General features: G+C 60.5%; 14 protein-coding genes. 9 read left to right on the top strand and 5 right to left on the bottom strand.

All coding sequences use genetic code 11. The features are described 5' to 3' along the window. Positions 1–15 precede the first annotated feature (15 nt). The 4 genes from SIAM614_RS03845 (at position 16) to SIAM614_RS03830 (ending at position 4,302) form a co-directional block, all read left to right on the top strand. A complete protein-coding gene (locus tag SIAM614_RS03845; RefSeq protein WP_006932248.1) occupies positions 16–1,254 on the top strand; it encodes a phenylacetate--CoA ligase family protein in 1,239 nt (412 codons plus the stop codon). A gap of 300 nt (positions 1,255–1,554) precedes the next feature. After that, positions 1,555–2,634 (top strand): ferrochelatase, encoded by a 1,080-nt coding sequence (gene hemH, locus SIAM614_RS03840; protein WP_006932246.1) that lies wholly within the window; start codon positions 1,555–1,557, stop codon positions 2,632–2,634. A gap of 226 nt (positions 2,635–2,860) precedes the next feature. Further along, on the top strand, positions 2,861–3,850 hold the full coding sequence (locus SIAM614_RS03835; protein ID WP_006932244.1) for an SPFH domain-containing protein: 990 nt from the start codon (positions 2,861–2,863) through the stop codon (positions 3,848–3,850). Then, positions 3,847–4,302, top strand: coding sequence for an NfeD family protein (locus SIAM614_RS03830; protein ID WP_006932241.1), 456 nt, complete (start codon positions 3,847–3,849; stop codon positions 4,300–4,302). The genes SIAM614_RS03835 and SIAM614_RS03830 overlap by 4 nt, the downstream gene beginning before the upstream one ends. 43 nt (positions 4,303–4,345) lie before the next feature. On the opposite strand, the gene SIAM614_RS03825 is transcribed toward SIAM614_RS03830, so the two are convergent. The 3 genes from SIAM614_RS03825 to SIAM614_RS03815 form a co-directional block, all read right to left on the bottom strand. Further along, the gene (locus SIAM614_RS03825; RefSeq protein ID WP_006932238.1) at positions 4,346–5,203 is read right to left on the bottom strand and encodes an OmpA/MotB family protein; all 858 of its coding nucleotides are present in this window, start codon (positions 5,201–5,203) and stop codon (positions 4,346–4,348) included. 128 nt (positions 5,204–5,331) lie between these two features. Beyond that, complete coding sequence (locus SIAM614_RS03820; protein ID WP_006932237.1) at positions 5,332–6,099, bottom strand: motility protein A; 768 nt, start codon at positions 6,097–6,099, stop codon at positions 5,332–5,334. Between the two features lie 156 nt (positions 6,100–6,255). Further along, positions 6,256–7,269 (bottom strand): KpsF/GutQ family sugar-phosphate isomerase, encoded by a 1,014-nt coding sequence (locus SIAM614_RS03815; protein WP_157139661.1) that lies wholly within the window; start codon positions 7,267–7,269, stop codon positions 6,256–6,258. A 204-nt stretch (positions 7,270–7,473) separates the two neighbouring features. Between SIAM614_RS03815 and SIAM614_RS03810 the strand changes: the two genes are divergently transcribed. From SIAM614_RS03810 to SIAM614_RS03800, 3 genes are all read left to right on the top strand, one after another. Continuing rightward, positions 7,474–8,937 carry an outer membrane beta-barrel protein gene (locus SIAM614_RS03810; RefSeq protein WP_006932235.1) on the top strand — a complete coding sequence of 488 codons (1,464 nt, stop codon included), beginning with the start codon at positions 7,474–7,476 and terminating at the stop codon, positions 8,935–8,937. A 76-nt stretch (positions 8,938–9,013) separates the two neighbouring features. Then, positions 9,014–10,285, top strand: a complete 1,272-nt coding sequence (locus SIAM614_RS03805; protein WP_040439213.1) for a lytic murein transglycosylase — start codon at positions 9,014–9,016, stop codon at positions 10,283–10,285. A gap of 34 nt (positions 10,286–10,319) precedes the next feature. Next, positions 10,320–11,597, top strand: a complete 1,278-nt coding sequence (locus tag SIAM614_RS03800; RefSeq protein ID WP_006932233.1) for an SGNH/GDSL hydrolase family protein — start codon at positions 10,320–10,322, stop codon at positions 11,595–11,597. Positions 11,598–11,678: 81 nt separating this feature from the next. Here SIAM614_RS03800 and SIAM614_RS03795 read toward each other — a convergent pair whose 3' ends face one another. Both SIAM614_RS03795 and gltB read right to left on the bottom strand, forming a co-directional pair. Next, positions 11,679–13,109 carry a glutamate synthase subunit beta gene (locus tag SIAM614_RS03795; RefSeq protein WP_006932232.1) on the bottom strand — a complete coding sequence of 477 codons (1,431 nt, stop codon included), beginning with the start codon at positions 13,107–13,109 and terminating at the stop codon, positions 11,679–11,681. Between the two features lie 91 nt (positions 13,110–13,200). Then, positions 13,201–17,931 (bottom strand): glutamate synthase large subunit, encoded by a 4,731-nt coding sequence (gene gltB / locus SIAM614_RS03790; RefSeq protein WP_006932230.1) that lies wholly within the window; start codon positions 17,929–17,931, stop codon positions 13,201–13,203. A 614-nt stretch (positions 17,932–18,545) separates the two neighbouring features. Between gltB and SIAM614_RS03785 the strand changes: the two genes are divergently transcribed. Beyond that, positions 18,546–18,845 (top strand): BufA1 family periplasmic bufferin-type metallophore, encoded by a 300-nt coding sequence (locus tag SIAM614_RS03785; protein ID WP_006932228.1) that lies wholly within the window; start codon positions 18,546–18,548, stop codon positions 18,843–18,845. A 188-nt stretch (positions 18,846–19,033) separates the two neighbouring features. Continuing rightward, on the top strand, positions 19,034–19,930 hold the full coding sequence (gene bufB / locus SIAM614_RS03780) for an MNIO family bufferin maturase (protein WP_006932226.1): 897 nt from the start codon (positions 19,034–19,036) through the stop codon (positions 19,928–19,930). The last annotated feature ends 1 nt before the right edge of the window (position 19,931 follow it).

Here is a 19,931-nt window from a genome sequence, read left to right as displayed (position 1 = left end):
CAGGCGGAGACGACCATGAGCGACATTCAGTTTGACGCGCGCGAGCGGCAAGACGCCGCTCTGCGCGAACGGGACCTTTTTGCCCGATTGCCGGACCTTCTGGCCCATGCCACCGGTAAATCCACCGGGTGGGCCGCGCATCTGGACGGCTGCGACCTTGCTGCCGTTACCGACCGGGCCGCGCTTGCCGGTCTGCCGGTACTGCGCAAGTCGGAGCTTCTGGAAAAGCAGCGGGCGCAGCCGCCCTTCGGTGGATTTCTGGCAGGTGAGCTGTCGGGCGCAGCCCGGGTCTTCATGTCGCCGGGTCCGATCTGGGAGCCTCAGGCGCCCGGGCTTGATCCGTGGAACGGCGCGCGTAGCCTGTTCGCGGCCGGCTTCCGCAAGGGCGATGTCGTTCTCAACACCTTTTCCTATCACCTGACGCCCGGCGGCTTCATTCTGGACCAGGGCGCAATTGCGCTCGGCTGCACGGTCTTTCCTGCCGGTGTCGGCAATACGGACAGTCAGGTCGAAGCGATCGAGGTGCTCAAACCGTCCGGTTTCGTCGGCACGCCGGACTATCTGAAGATCCTCCTCGATCGCGGCCGGGACCAGGGCCGGGATGTCTCCTCCATCAAGAAGGCCCTGGTCTCGGGTGGGGCGCTGTTCCCGTCCTTGCGCGAGGAATACGAGGCTGGCGGTATCCGTGTCGGCCAGTGTTACGCGACCGCGGATCTTGGCGTCATCGCCTATGAGACGGAAGCCAGGGAGGGCATGGTTGTCAACGAGGATTACATCGTCGAGATCGTGCGGCCCGGAACCGGCGAGCCGGTCGCAGATGGCGAGGTGGGCGAATTGGTGGTCACCAACTTCAACAGCCTCTATCCGATGATCCGTTTTGCCACCGGCGATCTCTCCAAGATCATCCCCGGACAATCGCCGTGCGGGCGTACCAACATGCGGCTTGCGGGCTGGATGGGGCGGGCGGACCAGCGCACCAAGGTCAAGGGCATGTTCGTCGACCCGGCCCAGATCGCGCAGATCGTTGCGGCTCATCCGGAAATCAGCAAGGCCCGTCTTGCCGTCAGCCGCGTTGGCGAAGCCGACGCCATGACACTGACGGTGGAAACCGAAGTCGCCGGCAACGGTTTGCCGGAGCGGGTCGCGGCAACACTGCGCGAAGTTACCCATCTCAAGGGAGATGTCCTGACGGTTGCCCCGGGTGCGTTGCCGAATGACGGCAAGGTGATTGCCGATGAACGGGAATATGGCTGAGGCTGGGAGCAACGCACAAACGTGCCTCCGGAGTTGATGCAAATTTCAGTCCCGTCCTGAGGAAGCGCGCAAGCGCTGTCTGGAAGGATGGGCGGCATACTCGGGAGCAAGTTCTCCTTCCTTCGAGACGGACCTGTCGGTCCTTCTCAGGAGGAGGTCTTTGCCTGTTGATTTTCCATCAGACTTTCTGGTGATCTGCAGCCTTGGTTCTGCGTATGACAAATGCCGCATTGGCCCAGCCCCTTGCTTGGCCTATGTATGGCGTCAGACAGACAGACCGTTTTAGGACTTATCCCGCAGATGACCGTTCAACCGACCGCGCCGATCACAGCCGACCAGGAAGCCGCATTCAGGAAACTCGACTTGCCGAAAGACCATCCTTCGGTCAAGAGCGGCAAGGTGGGTGTGCTTCTGGTCAATCTGGGCACACCGGATGGCACGGATTATTGGCCGATGCGTCGGTACCTGCGCGAGTTCCTGTCGGACAAGCGTGTCATCGAGTGGCCGCGGGCGATTTGGTATCCGATCCTCTATGGCATCGTTCTGATGACCCGGCCGGGCAAATCCGGCAAGGCCTACGAGGAAATCTGGAACAAGGAAAAGGACGAGTCGCCCCTGCGCACGATCACGCGCAGCCAGTCGGACAAGCTGACCGAGATGATGGGGGATTCGGACGGACGGCTGAAAATCGATTGGGCGATGCGCTACGGCCAGCCGTCCATTCCGGACCGGCTTAAGGCACTGAAGGACGAAGGCTGTGACCGGATCCTTGTCTTCCCGCTTTACCCTCAGTATTCGGCAACCACCACGGCGACGGTCAATGACGTTGTCTGCAAGACGCTGTTGAAGATGCGCTGGCAGCCTGCGATCCGCACCGTGCCGCCCTATCATGACGACCCGGTCTATGTGACCGCCCTCGCAAAATCAGTTGAGCGGCATCTGGAAAGCCTCGATTTCAAGCCGAACGTGGTGCTGACGTCCTATCACGGCATTCCGCAGTCCTATTTCAAACGCGGCGATCCCTATCACTGCCATTGCATGAAGACGACGCGGTTGATGCGCGAGGTTCTCGGTTGGGACGCGGAGAAACTACGGGTCACGTTCCAGTCCCGGTTCGGGCCGGAAGAATGGCTGCAGCCCTATACGGACAAGACCGTCGAGCAATTGGCCAAGGACGGTGTGAAGAACGTTGCGGTGATGAACCCGGGCTTTGTCGCCGATTGCCTTGAAACACTGGAAGAAATTGCCGGCGAAGCCGGGGAGATCTTCGAAGAAAGCGGCGGCGAGCATTTCAGCCACATCCCCTGCCTGAATGACAGCGATCTTGGCATGGACGTGCTGGCCCACATTGTCCGGCGCGAACTCGGCGGCTGGATCTGACCCGCCGCCCATCCACAGGCGTTTAACCTTGCCGGTGGAAAAAACTCGTAAAATTCCGCAGCCCTGCCCATAAGTCATGTGACTGTTCCGCGAACGCCTTAGGTGTTCGCGGAAGCGGGTCTGTGTCTGTGCGTGCGCACGGGTTCAAGGCTGCAAATGCTCTGGCAACGCCTTGAAGTTCGTCGCATAGTGACAGCACTTTTTTGGAAAATTACGGGAGACGTATATGCCAATCGCGGGATTTGACATTTTCCTGATCGGCCTTGTCGTGCTGGTCATTCTGGTCTTTTTCGCCGGCGTAAAGACGGTGCCGCAAGGCTACAATTATACGGTCGAACGTTTTGGCAAGTATCGGAAGACGCTGACGCCGGGTCTGAACTTCATCATCCCGTTCATCGATAGGATCGGCCACAAGCTCAACATGATGGAGCAGGTGCTGGATGTTCCGACCCAGGAAGTCATTACCCGCGACAATGCGACGGTGAGTGCGGATGGCGTGACCTTCTACCAGGTGCTTGATGCCGCCCGTGCGGCCTATGAAGTGCTTGGCCTTCAGAACGCCATTCTCAACCTGACCATGACCAACATCCGCTCGGTCATGGGGTCGATGGATCTCGATAACCTTCTGTCCAATCGCGACGAAATCAACGCCCAGATCCTGCGTGTCGTTGATGCGGCGGCAGAGCCCTGGGGCATCAAGATCACCCGTATCGAAATCAAGGACATCAATCCGCCGCGCGATCTGGTGGATGCCATGGCCCGCCAGATGAAGGCGGAACGCGAGAAGCGCGCCTACATCCTCGAAGCCGAAGGCAAGCGCCAGTCGGAAATCCTGAAAGCGGAAGGGCAAAAGCAGTCGCTCATCCTGGAAGCCGAAGGCCGCCGCGAATCCGCTTTCCGCGATGCGGAAGCCCGCGAGCGCGAGGCGGAAGCCGAAGCCAAGGCAACGCAGCTCGTCAGTGCGGCCATCGCCTCCGGTGATGTCCAGGCCATCAACTATTTCGTTGCCAGCAAATACGTTGAAGCGTTCAAGGAACTGGCAACCTCGCGCAACCAGAAGACGCTCATCCTCCCAATGGAAGCGACATCGCTGCTGGGGGCCTTGAGCGGTATCGGCGCCATTGCCAAGGAAGCATTCGGTGAGGATGGGTCTTCCAACCGGTCGTCCTCACGCATTCCCAACACCCGCAGTGATGAGGGAGAGGGGAACCGGTGAGCCTGATTGAAAGCACGATCGCGGCCCTGGGGCCTTGGAGCTGGTTCGTTCTGGGGCTCTTGCTGCTGGGGCTCGAAATACTCGCGCCCGGCACGATTTTCCTGTGGTTCGGCCTGTCGGCGCTGGTCGTTGGTGTCGTTGCTCTGTTGTTCGACTTCGCCTGGCAGGTGGATGTGGGACTGTTCCTGGTGCTATCGCTTGTCAGCCTGCTGATCGGACGCCGGCTGATGCAGAAGCTTGCATCGGAAAAGGGCGACCCGGGGCTAAACCAGCGTGGCAGCCGCTATGTTGGCCGGGAATTCACGCTTGCCGCGCCGCTGAGGGAGGGCGCCGGGAACCTTTCCATTGATGACACCATCTGGCGCATCACCGGACCGGATCTGCCCGCAGGCACCAAGGTACGTGTCGATGCAATCGATGGTGCGCGGCTGGTCGTGTCAAAGGTCAGCTAGGCCAGATCCGCATTTTGTATGGGCGAGCGCTTGGCCCGCTCCCTCAGAGCTTGTGCCCTAACGGCAACGGCGGTTCTTCGGCCTTGAGCAGAATGCCGATCCGGCGGTTTGCCGCAAGATAGGGATCGTTGGGGAACAGCGGTTCCGTGTCTGCCTTGCCGACCACAGAGTAGAACTGATTGTCCGGCACGCCATATTCGGACAGGATCTGCCGGGCGATGTTGGCGCGTTCGCTGGAGAGCTCCCAGCCGGTATAACTCGGGTCGATGGACTGGCGGCCAGCTGTCGTGTGGCCGGTGATCTCGATGCGATTTGGCATCTGTGACAGAACTGGTGCCATCTTGGCGATCAGGCGGCGGGTGGTCTCGTAAGGATATTTCGAGCCTTCCCGGAACATCGAGCGCCCGTCCTGATCGACGAGCATGATGTTGAGGCCCTCTTCGGTTTCTTCCAGAATGATGTTGCTGGAAATCTCGGTGATTTCCGGCATTTCCTGCCAGGCCTGGCGCAGCGAGGCGGCAGCTGTCGCGAATTGCCGCGGCTTTTCGATATCGGCTTCCAGCGTGTCGTGGGTGTTGGCTTCCGGTCCCTGTTTGCGCCGCTTTTCATGACGCTCCTGGGAGAAGTCGGAATCCATTTCCTGTTCGACCTGGCTGATATCCTTCATGTAGTCGCGGATCGGAATGCCCTCGACCTCGATGATGCCCGTCTTGCGGGAAGAATCCTTCACGCCGAAGGCTTCGCGCATGGACCCGGCGACGACCTGAAGCTTTTCCTTGTCCTGAATGGAAAAAGAAATGATGAGAACGAAGAAGCAGACGAGCAGGGACATCAGATCGGCAAAAGTCACCAGCCAGTCGGGTGCTCCGCCGCCGCCTTGAGGTTTCTTTTTCTTTGCCATCGCGCTGTTGTCGCTCTTTTGTCAGTTCCGCATCGGCCGCGGTTCTATCGTTTTCAACCGAACCGCCGCCATTGCCATATCCAGTTCAGCGAATGCTCTGCCCGGGGTCATCGGGACCGCAGACTGCTTTAGGCTGCGTCTGCCAGTTCGGCGCGCAATTTGTCCGGCAGATATGCGATCAGCATTTCCTTGATCAATGCCGGGCTCTTGGATTCGCGGATCTGGCACACACCGTCGATGATCAGTGTCTGGTTGAGGTCATCGACATCGAATTTCGCATCCAGTTTGTCCACCAGGGGCAGACAAAGGATGTTGGAGATCAGCGCGCCGTAAAGGGTCGTCAGAAGGGCGACGGCCATGGAGGGACCGATTGCAGCCGGGTCATCCATGTTGGCAAGCATCTGTACCAGACCGACCAGCGTCCCGATCATGCCAAAAGCGGGTGCTGAATCGCCGAGCGCCTTGAAGACACGTTTGCCTTCCGACAGGCGGGAAAGCTGCAGGTCCCGCTCGCGCTCCATCGATTCCCGGATGAACTCCAGCTCATAGCCATCCGCGATGTATTGCACACCCTTGGCCAGCACCGGGTCCGAGACGTCCACGTTCTCCAGACCGAGCGGGCCGGACTTGCGGACGATTTCACCCAGGTTGCTGATTTCGGTAATGAGGTCGCGCGGATTGGCGTTCTTGCCCGCAAGCGCAACCTTGAAGCCCGTGACGAATGCGGCGGCGATGTCGGAGAGCTGGAAGCGGATCAGCGTGGCGGCGAGACCGCCGCCGACCACGATGAGGACCGACGGCACGTCAATGAACTGGCCGAAACTGCCACCAAGAAAAATAGCGGTCGTAACGATGCCAAAGGCACCCACAATGCCGATTAATGTCGCCAGATCCATTCTGTACACACACCAAGGTCTGCGGCGTCAAGCCGATGAAACTTCGGGGCAGTGTAAGAGGTCTATGGCTAATCAAATCCTAATGGCACGCCACTCGCAGGCCGGAAAACAATCTTTTTCGGCCTGCTGCGGCAGTATTGCGCGTTCGGATAGAGTTCAGGCAGCGCCGATCCGCAGAAGATCGTGCAGATGGACGATGCCGACCGGGCGGCCGTCCTCGATCACGAACACGGATGTGATCGACAGGCTGTTGGCCAGTTCGAGGATCGAGGCCGACAGTGTGTCGGTCGAGACCGTCTTCGGTGCGCGTGTCATGATCTCGCCGGCCGATTTCGCCAGGAGATTGGAGGAAACGTGGCGGCGCAAGTCACCATCGGTGATGATGCCGATAAGCTGTTTCAGTTCGTCGACGACACCCAGCACACCGAAACCGCGCTGGGTCATCAGGACGATGCCTTCGCTCATCGGGGTGTTTGCGGACACCAGCGGCATGCGTTCGCCGGTGTGCATGATGTCCTTGGCCGTTTTCAGGCTGGCGCCAAGGCGACCACCCGGGTGGAAGACGCGGAAATCCTGCGCGGTGAAACCGCGCCCTTCCAGAAGCGCCACGGCAAGGGCATCGCCGACCGCCAACTGAATGAGAGCGGATGTTGTGGGTGCCAGGCCATGCGGGCAAGCTTCGGTGACGGCCGGCAGGTTCATGACAATATCGGCAGCGCGGCCGAGTGTGCTGTCCTTGCGCGAGGTAATCGCGACCAGGGGCACCTTGAAGCGGCGGGTGTAGCTGACGATGCCTGCAAGTTCCTGCGTTTCGCCCGACCAGGAAAGCGCGATCACGACATCGCCCTCCGTGATCATGCCAAGGTCGCCGTGGCTGGCTTCACTGGCATGAACGAAGAAGGACGGCGTTCCGGTGGAGGCCAGGCTGGCGGCGATCTTGGTGCCGATATGACCACTCTTGCCGATGCCGGTGATGACAACGCGCCCCTTGCTTTTCTGAATGAGCTCGAAGGTCTTCTGGAATGGAACGGCAAGTCCGTTCTTCAGTGCTGCCCGCACAGCGCTCAGGCCGGCAATTTCCGTTTCAAGGGTCCGCTCTGCGGAGACGAGGCACAGGGACGTCATGTCAGAATTTTCTTCGGAAACCGGGTCACGCAGCACGGTGGTCATGAACATAATTCTTTTTTATTGAAGACAGCCTAGCTCTATGCCAGTCGCTGACGGGGATCAAGGACCCGTGATCCATTAAATGCATTAGATCAGGTGACTTTATGTAACTTTGTGTAACCTTCCAATTTGCGAAAAAGAAACGAAGGATTAACCATCCTTCGTCAGGTTGGACCCGACATACCACGTCGACTGGTCCCGAACTTTATGCGCAGCTTTCTGCCCCTGATCACTTTTCTTGCCGTTCTGCAGGCCGTTTCCGCGGCCGCGCAGACGACGCTTGACGATTTGCGGGGATCGGAAGAACCGGGGGGAGCGCAAGAATCAGTCGACCCTTCCGATCAGGCAGCGCAGGCGGCGGACCGTAATCCGACACAGGCCAATGTCTTTTCCCTGCGTTCAACGCTGAACTCAGCCACGGCGGAAACCGGATCGAGCGGCCTTGGTACCGACGGCAGAGCGACACCGGTCCGGCCCTTCGCCGACAGGATAACAGCGGTCGACAGGGCAGTTCCACTTTCCGTCAGCGGTATCGATGACAGCGTGTTCGGAGGTGACACGACTTTTGACGCCCCGCAGGGCATTCGGCTTGGAGCCTTTACCCTGACCCCGCAGTTGACCCTCTCGACAGGCTGGACCGACAACAGATCGCAGTCGGCAAACGGCTCGGCTGGCAAGTTCTACCGGATCTCTCCGGATGTTTCCCTGACCTCAAACTGGTCCCGGCACCAGCTGGATACGTCGCTGCGGGGCTCCTTTACCGGTTATCCCGGGGAGAGCGACGACAATGAAGCGACCGTCTTTGCAGCCACGAACCTGAGGCTCGATATCAGCGAAGCGACACAGGTCACCACCACAGTGTCCTACACGCTCAGCCAGGAAGACGATGGCAGCGCGGAATCCGCGTCCGGAACCGACTACGATCACGAACTGTCGGGCAGTGGCAGCGGTACACGCGCGATCGGCATTGTTGCGGCAACAGCCTCGCTTGGTGTGGACCGGAACTTCTATACAGCGGAAAGCGGGTCGGAATCGGGACGCAACAACACGCTTTATTCGGCCAGCCTGCGGCTGGATGGCAATACCGGCAGCGTGTTTTCCCCGTTCGTGGAAGGCTCATTGCTCCTGCGGCGCTATGACGACACCTGCAGCGATGACCTGTGCGAAAAACGAAACGCCAACGGGTACCAGGTCCTGGGTGGTGTCACCATTGCGTCCGGTCCCAAGCTCACCGGTGAGTTGGGTGCGGGGTGGCGCATCGAGGACATTGAAGACGACCGGCTGGAAAATCTGTCGGGCCTGATTGCCGAGGCCTCTCTGGTGTGGTCACCAAGCCGTCTGACGACTGTCACCGGGGGGCTTGGAACCTCCTTCGAGGCAACCGACATCGATGGCGCCAGCGGTTCGATCATCTATTCCGGCGACCTGCGCCTTGCCCACGCCTTCAGCGACCGGCTGGTCGGCGAGGCCGGTGTCGGCTACAGTTACCGGACCTATGAAGGTGTCTCGATCGAGGAGCGGACCCTGACCGGTTTCGGTGGTCTGACCTTCGCGGTTACCAAAAACATCGCGGTAACAGCGGATTACACCCATCGTCGCTTCGACAGCTCGCAGCAGGGAAACGACTATTCCGAAAACGCTGTTGAAGCTGGCTTTAGATTCCGGCATTAACGTCACGGTAACCAAATTCACATCATTCATGGGGCGGGGGCAGAAACTTACGGACCTGGGCATCGAGGAGGCCCTGATGCTGAACCTTGCGCAGCTGACTGCGAACGTGAAAACAATACTGCCTCTTTCAGGACGACTGAGAACCCTTGGGCGCCGGCTGCTTGTGACAGCTGCGGCGACGGGCACTCTGCTGGCCGTTTCGCTGCCGGCGCAGGCCGATCAGGGTTTCAGCCGGTTCGTTTCCGGCTTCTGGCCGACGGCCAGGGCTGCAGGCATTTCATCCCAGACCTATAATGCGGTGTTTACCGGCATGCAGCCGGACGAGGACACCTTGCGCCTGATGAGCAAGCAATCCGAGTTCGTGAAGCCGATCTGGGATTACCTCGACAGCGCCGTTTCAGATACGCGGGTCGAGAAGGGCCGCGAGATGCTGAAGGAATACAGCCAGGTGCTGGCGGTCATCGAGAACCGCTACGGTGTCGATCGTGAAGCCGTGCTGGCGATCTGGGGCATGGAAACCAACTATGGCGGCTTCATGGGGCGTCATAATGTAATCCAGGCCCTGGCGACGCTGGCGTATGCGGCGCCGCGCCGGAAGAGCTTCTGGGAAAAGGAACTGGTTACCGCGCTGGCGATCGTCCAGGCAGGCCATGTGCGTTTCCAGGACATGGAAGGTTCCTGGGCCGGGGCCATGGGACACACGCAGTTCATGCCCTCAAGCTGGAAGGCCTATGCTGCCGACTACGACGGTGACGGCCGCCGGGATATCTGGACGTCCATTCCCGATGCGCTGGCCTCAACCGCTGCCTACTTGCAGAAGCACGGCTGGCAGACAGGCAAGACCTGGGGATACGAGGTCGCCTTGCCCAGTGGGTTCGACTATCACATGGCCGACGGCGAAAAGACGCTGACGCTCGGCGAATGGGGCCGATACGGAATTCGCCGGACAAACGGCAAGGATTTTCCGCGGCCTTCCGACAACGCCATCCTGGTTCTGCCGGCCGGCGCGAGTGGTCCGGCGTTCCTGATGCTGAAGAACTTCTACGTGATCAAGCGGTACAACAACGCGACCGCCTATGCGCTTGCCGTTGGGCATCTTGCCGACCGGATCATCGGCGGCGGACCGATCGAGGGTGACTGGTCGCGTGAGCATCTTCCGCTCAATCGCTCGGAAACCGCCGAGTTGCAGGCGCTTTTGAACCAGCGTGGATTTTCCGTGGGCACGGCGGATGGCCGGATTGGGCCCGCGACCCGCAAGGGGATACGCGCCTATCAGCGGTCCCGGGGAATGGTTCCCGACGGTTATGCATCCGTTGTTTTGCTGGCACGGTTGAAGCTGGACGGCTAAACTGGGTGCAGTTCAGCCGCAGCAGGAGCGCAGCGTGAGAATTGGGAACCGGCAAAACGAAGGCAAGGGTGGGCCCGCCGCCTCGCTCCGCTTTGCGGTTGCTCTTGGTCTTGTACTGGTTTTCTGTTCCGCCGGGATTTCTGCCGCGCAGGATGTGCCGCGCGGCGAGATCGTGGTTGCGCAGAACGGGCCTTTCCGTGGGTTCAACCCGTTTGCGCCGCTTCAGCGGCTGTTTGGCGGCGGTGCCGAGAAGCGTGTCACGAAGCCGCAAAAAACACAGAAAAAGCCGAGGGTTTCCCGGCCTGCCGGCGCTCCGCCCAAATTCGACGTTCTGGATAAGGACCCCAATGCCGGTCTGATCCTGGTGGTGGGAGACCGGATGGCGCGCGGTGTTGCCGACGGGCTGAAATACACGCTCGCGCAAAAACCGCAGATCCGTGTCGAGGCCATTACTGAAGACAAGGAAGGCCTCGTGGGTGACGGAACGCCGGACTGGGCAACGCAGGTGGTCTCCAGAATTCGCGGGGCGGATGTCCAGGCCGTCGTGGTGATGATCGGCCGGCAGGATCTTGGCCAAGCCTTTCCTGGCGACCCGCCCGTCGAGTTCATGACCGCGGAATGGCTGGACAGCTATCGCAAGAAGGTCGACGCGCTCGTGCGCCTGGTACGACAGGAAAAGAAGCCGCTCGTCTGGGCCGGCCTGCCGCCTACAGGCGATGAATTGGTGAATGCCGATTTCACCCAGCTCAACTCGATTTTCCAGAGTGCTTCGGAAGACAGGCGGGTTCGCTATGTGGATATCTGGGATATCTTCCTGGCCGAAGACGGCAGCTATTCGTCCTACGGTCCGGATGTTGACGGCAAGAACACGCGGCTGCGCACCAACGACAAGATTGATTTCACCTGGGCCGGCTACAGGAAAGTCGCGTTCTTCGTTGAGCGGGAACTCTCTCGTCTGCTGGGGGGCTATGGCGGGCTTGCCTTCGAAGGCGTGGAGGATGACCCGAACTTCATCGTCCTGACCGGACGCACCACCTCGCCGGAGGCATTGCTTCTGGGCGGCGAGGAGGATGAGGAGATCGACCCGGCGAGCAGAACCTATCGCTTCTTCGTGAAGGGAGAGCCCCTGCCGCCGATGCAAGGGCGTGTGGACGATCCGCGTGTGCCTGTGGTGGTGAAATCGGCGCCTGTTTCCGCTGTCGAGGACGGAACGCCGCCTGAAGGTAGTGCTCTCAGTGATCGTTTGGGCGCTGCCACCAGTCAGGACGCGCAAGGCCGCGTCTCGGTGACGTTGCGTCCGGGATTACCCTGAGACACGATCAGGTACGGAACAAACAAAAACCCCCGCAGACGTCTGTCTGCGGGGGTTTTTTTGATTCTTGGCGGAACGAGCTTACCGCGGCAGGTCGGTAGAACCGGTCAGGAATTCATCGACGGCGCGGGCTGCCTGACGGCCTTCGCGGATAGCCCAGACGACAAGGGACTGGCCCTTGCGCACGTCACCGGCGGCGAAAACCTTGTCCATGCTGGTCTTGTAGTCTTCGGTGTTGGCCTTGACGTTGGTGCGGCCGTCCAGTTCCAGCTTTTCGCCGGCTTCGGCGATGTAGGTTTCCAGCAGAGGACCGGAAAAGCCGATGGCAGCCAGAACGAGGTCGGCACGCAGGATGAACTCGGTGCCTTCGATCGGGCGGCGTTTTTCATCGACGCGGGCGCATTTGACACCGGTAACCTTGCCGTCTTCACCGACAAGAGCCAGGGTCGCGGCAGAAAACTCGCGCTCTGCGCCTTCAGCCTGCGAAGAGGACGTGCGGAACTTGGTCGGCCAATAGGGCCAGATGGCCAGTTTGTCTTCCTTCAGCGGCGGGATCGGGCGAATGTCGAGCTGGGTAACCGACAGCGCCCCCTGACGGAACGCCGTGCCGACACAGTCTGATGCGGTGTCACCGCCGCCGATGACCACAACGTGCTTGCCACCGGCCCAGATCGGGGCCTCGTCGCCTTCCGGCTCACCGCCCACACGGCGGTTCTGCTGGACGAGGTACGGCATTGCCCAATGGCAGCCTTCCAGCTCCATGCCGGAGACACCCGGATCACGCGGACGTTCAGCGCCTGCGCACAGGATAACCGCGTCGTGGCGCTCGGCCAGTTCTTCCAGGGCAACGGTGACACCGACATTGACGCCGTAGTGGAAGGTCACGCCTTCGGCTTCCATCTGCTTCACGCGGCGGTCGATGTAATGTTTTTCCATCTTGAAGTCGGGAATGCCGTAGCGCAGCAGGCCGCCGGCCTTGGGCTCGCGCTCATAGACATGCACCGTGTGGCCTGCGCGGGCGAGCTGCTGGGCAGCCGCCATGCCTGCAGGGCCCGAGCCGATGATGGCCACTGCCTTGCCGGTCTTGGTGGCGGAAAGTTCCGGTACGATCCAGCCTTCTTCCCAGCCCTTGTCGGCAATCGCCTGTTCCACGCTCTTGATGTTGACCGGAATGTCTTCCAGGTTCAGCGTGCAGGCTTCCTCGCACGGGGCCGGGCAGATGCGCCCGGTGAATTCGGGGAAGTTGTTGGTGGAATGCAGGTTCTTGAGCGCGAAGTCCCAGTCGCCCTGATAGACCAGATCATTCCAGTCCGGGATCTGGTTGTTGACCGGGCAGCCCGTCGGGCCATGGCAGAACGGAATGCCGCAATCCATGCAGCGCGCCGCCTGGTTCATGACGTCCTGGTCGTTCAGCGGAATGGTGAACTCGCGGAAATGGCGAATACGGTCAGAGGCAGGCTGATACTTCTGTTCCTGCCGATCGATTTCCATAAAACCGGTTACCTTGCCCAAGGCGACCTCCTCAAAATGTCATGCGTCTGTCCAGAGTGGCTGCAATCGGCCGCGTCAAGCGGCCGAGAGCCTGTTCGTGCGTTTGGCCCGATTATTCGGCGGCGACCATGCCGAGGCGCTGTTCTTCCATTTCGCGCAGAGCCCGGCGGTATTCGACCGGCATCACCTTGACGAACTTGGGCCGGTACTGGGTCCAGTTGTCGAGGATAGCCTTGGCCTTGGTCGAGCCGGTCAGCTCCAGATGTTTCGTCAGCATCTGGCGCAGGCGCTCATCGTCATGGCGCGTCATGTCGCAGGACAGGTCCACACGGCCCTTGTGCTCGATGTCGCCGCCATGGTGGTGCAGCTTTTCAAGAAGATCGTCTTCTTCGGTCACAGGTTCCAGTTCGACCATGGCCAGGTTACAGCGGGAGCCGAATGTGCCGTCTTCGTCGAGCACATAGGCGATGCCGCCGGACATGCCGGCCGCGAAGTTGCGCCCGGTCTGACCGATCACGACGACGACGCCGCCGGTCATGTATTCACAGCCGTGGTCGCCCACGCCTTCGACAACAGCGAGAGCACCGGAGTTGCGAACCGCGAAACGTTCCCCGGCAACTCCGCGGAAGTAGCACTCGCCCTCGGTGGCGCCATAAAGCACCGTGTTGCCGACGATGATGGAGTTTTCCGGCACGATCCGGGTGTTTTCCGGCGGACGGACAATCAGCTTGCCACCGGCAAGACCCTTGCCGACATAGTCGTTGGCATCGCCGACAAGATCAATGGTGACGCCGCGCGCGACAAACGCGCCGAACGCCTGGCCTGCAGTGCCCTTCAGATTGATCTTGAGCGTGTCAGGTAGCTTCAGGCCCTTGTTGCCGTAGCGCTTGGCGATTTCGCCGGAGAGCATGGCGCCAACCGAGCGGTCGACGGAACAGATCGTCTCGTCGATAATCGTCGGCTCCTTGTTGTCGAGGGCCGGCTTGGCGGCTGCAATCAGGCGACGATCCAGAATGTCGTGGATCGGGTGATCCTGACGCGCGGTCCAGCGGGTTTCTTCCGGCTTTGCTTCCGGCTGGAAGAAAATACGGGAGAAATCGAGGCCCTTTGCCTTCCAGTGATCGATGGCGGCTTCCTTGTCGAGGAAGTCGGACCGTCCGATCATGTCTTCCAGCGTTTTGAAGCCGAGATTTGCCATCAGCTCGCGGACTTCCTCGGCGACGAAGAAGAAGTAGTTGATGACGTGTTCCGGCGTGCCCTTGAAGCGCTTGCGCAGGACCGGATCCTGGGTGGCAATGCCGACCGGACAGGTGTTGAGATGGCATTTGCGCATCATCAGGCAGCCTGCGGCGATCAGCGGTGCGGTCGAGAAGCCGAATTCGTCAGCCCCCAGAAGGGCGCCGATGATGACGTCCCTGCCAGTGCGGATGCCGCCGTCGACCTGAAGGGCGATGCGCGAGCGCAGGCCGTTCAGCACCAGGGTCTGCTGGGTTTCGGCAAGGCCGATTTCCCACGGAGAGCCAGCGTGTTTGATCGAGGTCAGCGGCGAAGCGCCGGTGCCGCCGTCGTAACCGGAAATCGTGATGTGGTCGGCACGTGCCTTGGCAACGCCGGCCGCAACCGTGCCCACGCCCACTTCCGACACCAGCTTGACCGAGATGTCGGCTTCCGGATTGACGTTTTTCAGATCGTAGATGAGCTGCGCCAGATCTTCGATGGAGTAGATGTCATGGTGTGGTGGCGGCGAAATCAGGCCGACGCCCGGTGTCGAGTGACGCACTTTCGCGATGACCGCATCCACCTTGTGACCCGGCAACTGGCCGCCTTCGCCGGGCTTTGCGCCCTGGGCAACCTTAATCTGGATCATGTCGGAGTTGACCAGATATTCCGTGGTCACACCGAAGCGGCCGGAAGCAACCTGCTTGATGGCGGAGCGCTGCGGGTTGGACGAGCCGTCCGGCAGCGGATTGAAACGCTCCGGTTCCTCGCCGCCTTCACCCGTGTTCGACTTGCCGCCGATCTGGTTCATGGCGATGGCCAGGGTCGTGTGGGCTTCGCGCGAGATCGAGCCGAAGGACATGGCGCCGGTGACGAAGCGCTTGACGATGGCTTCGGCCGGTTCCACTTCATCGAGGGCGATTGGCGAGCGGCCGATTTCGTCCGCGGACTTGATCCGGAAGAGGCCACGGATCGCATAGCGTCCGCTCTTCTCGTTCACTTCCTTTGCGAAGGCGCGATAGGTTTCGGGAAGTTTCGCGCGCACCGCATGCTGCAGCAGGGCGACGGAGTCCGGCGTCCACATGTGGCTTTCGCCGCGGGTGCGGTAAGCGTATTCGCCGCCGACTTCCAGCGAGCGGCGCAAGATGGCGACATCGCCGAAGGCCTGCTCGTGGCGCAAGACGGTTTCATTGGCGACTTCGGGAAGACCGATGCCTTCGATCATGGTGGCCGTGCCGAAGAAGTATTTCTTCACGAACTCCGAACCGAGGCCAACAGCGTCGAAAATCTGTGCGCCGCAGTAGGACTGGTAGGTCGAGATGCCCATCTTGGACATGACCTTCAGGATGCCCTTGTCGATGGACTTGATGTAGCGGTAGACGACTTCGTCCTGATCGACTTCCTCCGGGAAGTCCATTTCCATGTGCATGGAAAGCAGCGTTTCGAACGCCAGATAAGGGTTGATCGCTTCCGCGCCATAGCCGGCCAGAACGCAGAAATGGTGCACTTCGCGGGCTTCACCGGTTTCCACCACCAGGCCGACAGAGGTTCTGAGACCCTTGCGGATGAGGTGATGATGCACGGCGGCAGTTGCCAGAAGGGCCGGGATCGCGATGCGCGACCGGCTGATCAGGCGGTCTGACAGGATGATGATGTTGTATCCGTCCAGAACCGCTTTTTCGGCACGCTCGCACAATTCGTCCAGGGCGCCTTCCATGCCGACGGCGCCTTTTTCGGAATTGTAGGTGATGTCCAGCGTCTTGGCGGAGAACTGGTTGTCGGCGATGTCGCCGATGGCGCGGATCTTCTCCAGGTCCTCGTTGGTGAGGATCGGCTGGCGCACTTCCAGCCGCTTGGAGGTCGACATGCCCTCAAGATCGAAGATGTTCGGACGCGGACCGATGAAGGAGACAAGGCTCATCACCAGTTCTTCACGGATCGGGTCGATCGGCGGGTTGGTGACCTGGGCGAAGTTCTGCTTGAAGTATGTATAAAGCAGCTTCGACTTGTCGGAGAGGGCCGAGATCGGCGTGTCCGTGCCCATGGAGCCGATGGCTTCCTGGCCGACGGTTGCCATCGGGGTCATCAGAAGCTTGATGTCTTCTTCCGTGTAGCCGAAGGCCTGCTGACGGTCGAGCAGGCTTTCACCGGCGACCGGCGCACGCTGGCGCACGCCCGGAAGGTCTTCCAGAACGATCTGGGACCGGTGCAACCAGTCCTTGTACGGGTTGGCGGTGGAAAGCTGCCGCTTGATTTCGTCGTCGGAAACGATCCGGCCTTCGTCCATGTCGATCAGCAGCATCTTGCCCGGCTGGAGGCGCCATTTCTGGACGATGCGCTCTTCTTCGACCGGCAACACGCCAACCTCGGAAGACATGATGACTAAATCGTCGTCGGTGACAATGTAGCGGGCCGGACGCAGGCCGTTCCGGTCCAGCGTCGCGCCGATCTGGCGGCCATCGGTAAAGGCAACGGCTGCTGGACCGTCCCACGGCTCCATCAGGGCCGCGTGGTACTCGTAGAAGGCACGGCGGTTGTCGTCCATCAGCGGGTTGCCGGCCCAGGCTTCCGGGATCAGCATCATGGCTGCATGGGCGAGCGAGTAACCGCCCATGACCAGGAATTCGAGTGCGTTGTCGAAGCAGGCCGTGTCGGACTGGCCTTCATAGGAAATCGGCCAGAGCTTGGAGATGTCGTCGCCAAGCAGCGTGGACGACACGGACGCCTGACGCGCCGCCATCCAGTTGACGTTGCCGCGCAGCGTGTTGATCTCGCCGTTGTGCGCGACCATCCGGTAGGGGTGCGACAGATCCCAGGACGGGAACGTGTTGGTCGAGAAACGCTGGTGGACAAGGGCGAGGGCGGACGAAAAGCGCTCGTCCTGCAGGTCGGCGTAATAGGCGCCGAGCTGATAGGCAAGGAACATGCCCTTGTAGACAATGGTCCGGCTGGACATTGAAACGATATAAAAGCCCTTGGAAACCGCATCGGTTTCGGCGCGCACGCGGTTGGAGATAACCTTGCGCAGCACATAAAGGCGGCGTTCGAAGGAATCCGAGTCTCCGCCGGTCTTGCGGATGAAAACCTGACGGGACACCGGTTCGGTGGCGGCGATGTCCGGCGCCTTGGACAGCGACGAATTGTCGACAGGCACGTCGCGCCAGCCGATCAGCTCCTTGCCTTCGTCTTCAATGACGCGCTCGATGATCGCTTCGCACTTGGCGCGCAGTTCATCGTCCTGCGGCATGAAGATAAAGCCGACGCCATATTCACCGGCTTCGGGAAGCGGGGTGCCTGCGTTCGCCAGTTCTTCGGCAAAGAACGCATGCGGGATCTGCACCAGCATGCCGGCACCGTCACCCATCAGCGGGTCGGCACCAACCGCGCCGCGGTGGGTGAGGTTTTCCAGAACCTGCAAGCCATCGGCAATAATCTTGTGGGACTTCTCGCCCTTCATGTGGGCGACGAATCCCACGCCACAGGCGTCGTGTTCACGCGACGGATTATAGAGCCCTTTGTCGGCGGCCGTGCTCAGTCGCTCCGCAAGTGTGGTGGTTGCGGTGGTCTTCATGTCCGCGCTCCCCGCTTGCATGGCTGTGCTGGTCGTCAGCTCTATCTTCGTCATGTGCGCCCTCACTGTTAACCCCAGTGCCGCCGTGGCTGGGAGCGTCCGGTTCCGTTCGGGTCGCATTCCATCAAGAATGCGGTCCGGCGAACCCTGGCTTTCCCGCCCCGGCTCTGTTGTTGTATTAACCACGGCAGTTTATCAAAGCAAACCGCCGCATTGACGCAGCGGTCCTCCGCTGCCGAAACGTTCCGTCTCGCTTCCTTACGGATCCTCCCCGGATCCGCCTAGTGGTCAGCCTGTCTATCGCCCGAGCCGTTTTGTCATGCGCCCTGTCCGGGCCGTTTTGAGCATGGCGATAATTGGGACAGCATACCTGTCCTATTCCAAGCGGCGCGAACATGACAGATTTCGCCGTCGTGAGCAAGAGTGTTTCTGCGTCGCCGCATTATAATTGTTTCGCGCAAAAAGTGCCAATCGTCCGGAAAGCTCAAAACCGATGAGAAATAAGTAAGAATCTTGCGTTTGTTAAACTTTGTGCGGTTATGCTCGCAAAACAGTCACATGCGTTTGATTTCCTATTTATCTTCAATAGGGTCATCTACGGAGGGTGACTGGCGGCCCATCAAAAACGCCGGAATCTAGAGAATTTGGAACGAAGAGAGGAGATCGAGATGAAGCATAAGGCCATGTCTGCAGCGATTGTTGCCGGTGCGGTTGCAACCGCGGTTGCGGGGCTTTCGTCAACTGTGCCGGCCCACGCCCAGGCCAAGGAAAAATGCTATGGCGTGTCCCTGAAGGGCCAAAACGATTGCAAGGCCGGCCCTGGCACGACCTGCGCAGGCACGTCGACCGTCGACTATCAGGGCAATGCCTGGACGCTTGTCCCGAAAGGCACCTGCGTGACGATGGATGTTCCCGGAGGCCGTCATGGCTCCCTGACGGAACTCAAGCGCGACCTTCCGGAAGCCTGATAGGGCTCAACCGGCTGCGTCCGCGGCAACCTGTTCAGGCAGGCAATTGGAAAGCCCGCATTTACGCTCCGGGCGTAAGATGCAAGGTGTTTCAACGCCATCAGCCATGGTGCTTCAGCCGAACCGGCCTGAAGATGTCCTCAGCCAGTGCGCCTGCCTGACACGCTATTTTCCACCTGGAGAGCACCATGGTTTCCGACACCCGATCAGATCCGGCACTGCGTTGCGGAGCCGCTGTTCCGGCACGCGCCGGCGCCGGCCTGAAGGCGGACCATGTGGCGGATATTCTGGAAACGGGCGCCGATATCGGCTTTTTCGAAGTCCATGCCGAAAACTACATGGGGGCCGGCGGCCCGCCGCATCGGCAGCTGCAAGCCGTCCGTGAGCGGTATCCCCTGTCCCTTCACGGCGTCGGTCTTTCGATCGGCGGAGAACAGCCGCTCGACAAGGATCATCTCAAGCGCTTGTCGGATCTGAACCGTCGATACGAGCCGGGGCTGTTTTCAGAGCATCTGGCCTGGTCATCCCACGACACCACCTATTTCAACGACCTGTTGCCGGTGCCTTACGATGAGGCAACGCTGAACCGGGTGTGCGATCATATCGACGAAGTGCAGGAAACCGTCGGTCGGCGGATGCTACTGGAAAATCCGTCGACTTATGTCGCCTTCGCGCAAAGCACGATGAGCGAACTGGATTTCCTGGGCGAGATCGTGCGCCGGACCGGCTGTGGTCTTCTGCTCGACATCAACAACGTTCATGTGTCCTGCACGAACCACGAAAGATCTGCCTCCGATTATCTCGCGGCCTTCCCGATGGCCGCTGTGGGCGAAATTCACCTTGGGGGCCATGCCCCGGACCGGGATGATGCCGGCCGGCCACTTCTGATCGACGCTCACGACCGGGAGGTCGACCAGGCGGTCTGGCAGCTCTTCGAAGACGTCATTGGCGCAAACGGCCCGTTGCCGACCCTGATCGAGTGGGACAACAATGTTCCTGCCTGGCCGGTTCTGCTTGCCGAGGCGCAAGCTGCAGACCGGATCCTGGCGCAGACTGCTGGGGCCAGAAGAAAGCAAGCGGTCTGAG

Origin of the sequence: Roseibium aggregatum IAM 12614 (assembly GCF_000168975.1) — a bacterium.
Lineage (GTDB): Bacteria > Pseudomonadota > Alphaproteobacteria > Rhizobiales > Stappiaceae > Roseibium > Roseibium aggregatum.
The sequence above is the reverse complement of the archived record's forward strand: the minus strand, read 5'-3'. Positions and strand labels throughout refer to the sequence as shown.